The organism is Methanosaeta sp. UBA356 (assembly GCF_002496465.1).
Lineage (GTDB): Archaea > Halobacteriota > Methanosarcinia > Methanotrichales > Methanotrichaceae > Methanothrix > Methanothrix soehngenii.
The window spans coordinates 16,364-21,417 of record NZ_DAKC01000023.1 but is presented as its reverse complement, the minus strand read 5'-3'; the positions used below and the strand labels follow the sequence as shown (position 1 = coordinate 21,417).

The window sequence follows — 5,054 nt, the reverse complement described above, 5'->3', positions numbered from 1 at the left end:
GGCAGCGGGATCATAAGCAATCCAGCAAGATATGATATCGCAGAGAAATCCCCTTCAAGCGTTTACTATGGTAGCGGTGCAGGATTGCCATTCTCTCAGTACTCAGCCCAAGTGCAATCCCAGACTAACGACCTGTGGATCCAGGGAGAGACCAACTGGACCCAGTATGTGATATGCCCCACAGGAACCTGGTTGCAGCTCATCGCCCACGCCCCGGCTGCGGGAACCGCAGGCTTCTATGAGATGGTGCAGACGGATACCACCAGCTCGAAGTTCAGCACATATCAATTCGGCCAGGGCTACAACAGCATGAACTTCCAGGCAAATGAGATCGGAAGGCATATGCTCTACTTCGTGATAGAAAGCCAGCCAAGCAATGTGATCATCATAGATGTTCTGGCCCAGGCATAAAGACGGATAATAAGGTAAAACGCGCTGGATAGAGAATAAGCAAATTGAGGGCATATGAGACCGACTGAGGCTCACCCTCTTTTTTATCGACTAAAAAGAGGGCAATTGACCTCCTTGAAAAACATCGAGAAATACGCTGAATACTATCGCTACAAAAAAAGAAAAATGGTGCGTAGGTCTCTTGACCTACACAGCTGGCATGACCAGGGATCTGTCGCCTGCAGCGCGGAACTCGCGGGCTCCACCCTTGCCGAAGCAAGCGCGGACATCTGCCCAGTCGAATACCATGCCGGGGTTGGAGAAAGTTACCTTGATCAATGGGTTCACAGCGAAGGCATCCATGCGGCCTGCGTGTGCGGCGCTGGAGATACCGGCGTACTCGCCCTGGTGTCCTACGTTCATGGCGTAGTTGGGGTAGTTGGCTCCCCTCAGCTCGAGTGGATTGCCCTCGTCTGACTGGTAGGAGAATACGTTGGTTGGACCGCACTGATCCTGCAGGTCGTAGCCGAAGAAGCCCAGTCTGCCCCAGCCTTCCTTGTGCAGGAGCATGGAGAGGTACCAGCCGGCAAGGCCTACCTGGCTGTGGCCAGAGGCGATGGCGGAGGTGATACCGGATGCTGCTGCCAGAACGGAAGCCCTCTGGGATCCACCGAAGTGATCCTCGAGCAGAGTCGGGAATGCCTCATACTGCTCCATACCGTAGGCGTTGACCTCAGTGGCCAGCTCCTTGGCGGTATCCAGCAGCTTGGGTGCCTTGGCGAATCCGCCGAACTTGTCGTTGGCGAAATCGACGCCGTAGTAGCAGAAGTCGTCCAGGACATCGTTGGTGTATGCAGCAGTGGCGTACTGGGTGAATCCGACACCGCCGGACATGTAGCTTCCCAGCCAGATCTGGTCATAGAGCGCGGCGCCTGCGGCGACTACGTTCAGGGAAACCTTCACTGGATCGGCTGCGGCCACACGGGATGTCTGGACCATATCGGCCAGGAACCCGAAGGACAGTCCACCGGGATTGTTGGGTCCGCGAGCGCGCCTTGCGGGCAGCATCTCGGACATCTGCAGAACAGCAGCGTGCTTGGCAGCGTAGGCCAGGTCAGCCACAGCGGCCTCACCGGCGCACATGTTGTAGGCATCGATGAAGGTCATACACAGCTGCATGGCGCTCCACCTGGAGGTGGTGCCGCCGTCGCAGGACCTGACCACAATGGTCGGGACGTGGATGGCCTGCCAGGAGGTCTTGCCGATAGCGGCCTTGAGGGCCTCTGCCTGATCCTCGGGGAACATCTTGTTGATGTTGATCAGGTACTGGTCATCGATCTCATCAGCCAGGGCATCGTCGCCGGTGAATACACGAACGTTGCAGTCATCTACCAGGCCGGGGTGGGTCTCCACCATGTGCTCCTGGACCACGGCTGCGCCGGGCATAGCGTGGTTGAGGATCTCCAGGTAGTTGTTGATGGTCTCAGGTGTGACTTCCTTGCCCAACCTCTTCTGCAACACCTCATGGGCCATGTCCAGACCGACCACAATGGTCCTTCTGACATCATCCCACATCTGCTGCATGGCTGGATTGTTGACGAAATGCAGATCGTCGCCCTCTACCACATACTCAGTTCCAGAGAGCTTGTAGGGAACGAGCTGCCTCTGTCCCAGGGGAATACCGCCAGCGTGCACATAGGGGTTGTAGCCGGTCATGCCGCGCTTGCCCTCGAGCTTCTTGGCGTACTCCATGAACTCCCTCTTGCGGGCGTTCTGTTCAGGGCCCAGTCTCTTGTACTCGGTCTTCTGGCCTGCGAGGTCGAAATCCTTTCCGAACTTCTTGTTAAGTGCTCTTACGAATAGTTTCTTTGTGTGTTTAACTGCCATTTATATCACCCCAGCTTACTCCGGCCTGAATCCCCACTTGCTGCGCAGCTCCCACATATGATGCAGTGCGTCCACTGCCTCATCGTACTTCCTGGCGCCGACCTTTCCGCACATGGGAATGCCGTCTGCCCTGAAGATAGTGGTTCTCTTCTTGGCCTCGGCCTCGGACATGGGCTTGCCCAGATTGATCTTTCTGTCCAGTGGAATGCCGACCTGATCCTTGACAGCATAGACGTTTCCGTCGCTGCCCATCTCTGTCCTGGCCAGCATATCGAACTGCATTCCGTTCTCTTCCAACCTCAAGGAGTGGCCGTGCACAGTGCAGCCCCTCATGGAACAGAGGGCGACATCGGTCATCTCGCTATCGTACTGAGCCTTGGTGTAGGCCTCAATATCTCTCTCCCTGGCCTCGATGATCTGTCTGCCGGATAGAGTGCCTGGGTCGCAGCCCTTGCAGTTGATGGCTCCCCAATAGGACCTCCAGTATGGAATGGATGGTGCGAAATACATGGAATCGGTCCACTGGGAGTACCTTACACGGTCGCCAGCAGCAGCGCCTGCTGTCGGGGCGACGATCTGTCTTATGGGGCAGTCTGGCTCGCCCATCTCTTTGAGTGGTGGGTGAGTGCTTGAGTAGTCAGCACCAGGGGCCCTGTGGCCCATAACTGCTACAACATCAGCTTCGGGAATATCTCTGAGCTTCTCGAGGTTGCCGGACATATGCTTCCTTCTGTTGATGCCAACAGAGGTGCTTCCGGGATAATATTGTGGTGTGTATGCCATATTTTATCTCTCCTCATCATGAACGGCCACGTTTTCCTCAGACAGTATGGCCAATCTATCTTGTTTGGCCTTAGGATCGATAAGCCCTAAGATGCGCGTGTCCTCCACCTTGCCATACTTGGCATAATCGGTGATGGTTTGCCTGGTATGAAAGAACTTTCCGCGTCTGATCTGGAAGGATATGGGCAGCGCTCGCTCACACGCTGCCTTAAGACCCTCATAGTATTTCTCGCTCTCCAGCTCGAGCCTGATCCTCCCGACCTTTACGCTGAGTTCAAAGGCCTGCCCGCCCACCTCGATGAGAAGATCTCTGTTCTCATCTATGGGTGAGCCCCTTCCAGGGCCATAGGGCACGCTTCTAGGAAGATTGGGGCCATGGATTGTGATCCTGATGATGCCCCCATTTCCATAGATCTCGTTCAGCAGCTTCTGTGCCGTAGCAGGCAGCAGAAATCTGCTGGGGATTATTTCTACCTGTATCGATCCCGTGTCTGATTCTGTGACCATTTCTTCCGCCTTTACACAGCCTCCGCAACCGATACGATCGGCTCACGGAACTCTTTGATCTCTCCGTAAATAGCACCGACCAGTCCAGATGTCATCTCAGGGGTGAACATCTGGGTGCCAGCATCCAGTGCTACTGCTGCAGCCACGCAGGGTATGGCAAATCCTCTGGAGTGCCTGGTTACCACGTGGTTGCCGTTGAATACACCGGGGCCGCCGCCGCCGTAGATAGAGTGGCTGAAGAACGAGAAGCCGACGGCCGTTCCCATTACCCTGCCGAAGTCGCATCCGGGCAAGGCGGTCTCTTTCTCAATGATATCGTTGAAGTAAAGCAGTGTCGAGGACACAGCCTGGGCGCCTCTCAGGGAGCCGCAGTTGACCATGGTGGCTGCCAGGACGCCTGCTGCGGCGTAGGCGTTCCACTTGGAGACATCGTTTGCTTCATAGAGTACATAGCCAGAGGGCAGCTTCTTGCCGGCCTTGATGACCTTGTCCTCAATGGCCTTGCCCACTATGCTCTGCACCACTGTGCCGATGGTTCCAGTCTTGCCATTGGCCTTGACGGTCTCATAGACCATGTTGTTGGCGTTCAGGCCCTGGTATGCCATGCCCAGGAGCTGGTGGCGCTCGAATATGCCCATGGCATTGCCCATCTCCATCTCGCCGATCTGCTCGTATATAGAGGCAAGAGCGGCAGCGTTCATGGCGTTCCTCTTGGTGATCATTGCCAGGTGGTTTGCCATGACGTTCCTGAGTGCGAATCCCAGACCTTCGTCATTCTGGGGGATGTTAAGAACGGATGCAACGTTTCCGCCAGACATGCCCACAGTCTGCGGGTACTCGCCCCAGACGGAGGCATGGATCATGGGCGCTTCAATAAGTGTGGCTTTGAACTGCTGTATGAGGGCCTCGGTTGTGGCTGCTGCTGCTCCAGTCAATCCAACAACGAATTCCGATGCAGCGTTAACCCTTGCTGTAGGGACCTGGACGAGCAACTGCTTGCCGCCACCCAGAATCTGCACATTGGTGTCATCGCCGGGGGCAACCTGGAGCAGGGATTTGATCTTCTCAGCCAGGGCACCAGCATTGGCAACAACATCGTAATTGAGCTCCCGTCCCTTGATCTGCCTGCGGCCTCCGGCTACCTTTCCAGTCTTCAAGGCACCTTCGACGCCGGCCAGATTGACGGCTACAGTTCGCTTTGTGAGAGAAATAAGTCTCTGCATGGCCGCGTTCTTGAGAGGGCTGACGGCGCTCAGGTCGACGTCGCTCTTCAAAAGAACTCCGCGGTCGCTATATAGGTCTATCTTATCAGACACGTTCTTTATCCTCCTTTACCTTTTTAGCAGCAAGACCGAAACGAAGGATGATACTGGAGCGATGGCATGACCGCCAAGTCTAAAAGGTATCATACCCAGCATCCTCGCAGTTCGTTACAATCTCCCGCCTTTTTCCCCATTGCATCATTGATACTTAAAGGTTTTGCGTGG

The 5,054-nt window shown here is 55.5% G+C and carries 5 protein-coding genes; 1 reads left to right on the top strand and 4 read right to left on the bottom strand.

Annotation, left to right across the window (positions count from 1 at the left end):
• Positions 1-411, top strand: a 411-nt coding sequence (locus BP727_RS01435; protein ID WP_286857040.1) for a hypothetical protein, incomplete at its 5' end; no start/stop codon positions are given.
• A 186-nt stretch (positions 412-597) separates the two neighbouring features.
• Here the strand turns inward: BP727_RS01435 and mcrA are convergent.
• From mcrA to mcrB, 4 genes are read right to left on the bottom strand one after another with little or no spacing between them, the layout of a single operon-like run.
• The gene (gene mcrA, locus BP727_RS01430) at positions 598-2,277 is read right to left on the bottom strand and encodes a coenzyme-B sulfoethylthiotransferase subunit alpha (RefSeq protein ID WP_276836646.1); all 1,680 of its coding nucleotides are present in this window, start codon (positions 2,275-2,277) and stop codon (positions 598-600) included.
• A 15-nt stretch (positions 2,278-2,292) separates the two neighbouring features.
• On the bottom strand, positions 2,293-3,060 hold the full coding sequence (gene mcrG, locus BP727_RS01425) for a coenzyme-B sulfoethylthiotransferase subunit gamma (RefSeq protein ID WP_276836648.1): 768 nt from the start codon (positions 3,058-3,060) through the stop codon (positions 2,293-2,295).
• Between the two features lie 3 nt (positions 3,061-3,063).
• Positions 3,064-3,567, bottom strand: a complete 504-nt coding sequence (gene mcrD / locus BP727_RS01420) for a methyl-coenzyme M reductase operon protein D (protein ID WP_276836650.1) — start codon at positions 3,565-3,567, stop codon at positions 3,064-3,066.
• 11 nt (positions 3,568-3,578) lie between these two features.
• Positions 3,579-4,883 (bottom strand): coenzyme-B sulfoethylthiotransferase subunit beta, encoded by a 1,305-nt coding sequence (gene mcrB, locus BP727_RS01415; protein ID WP_286857034.1) that lies wholly within the window; start codon positions 4,881-4,883, stop codon positions 3,579-3,581.
• Positions 4,884-5,054: the final 171 nt, after the last annotated feature.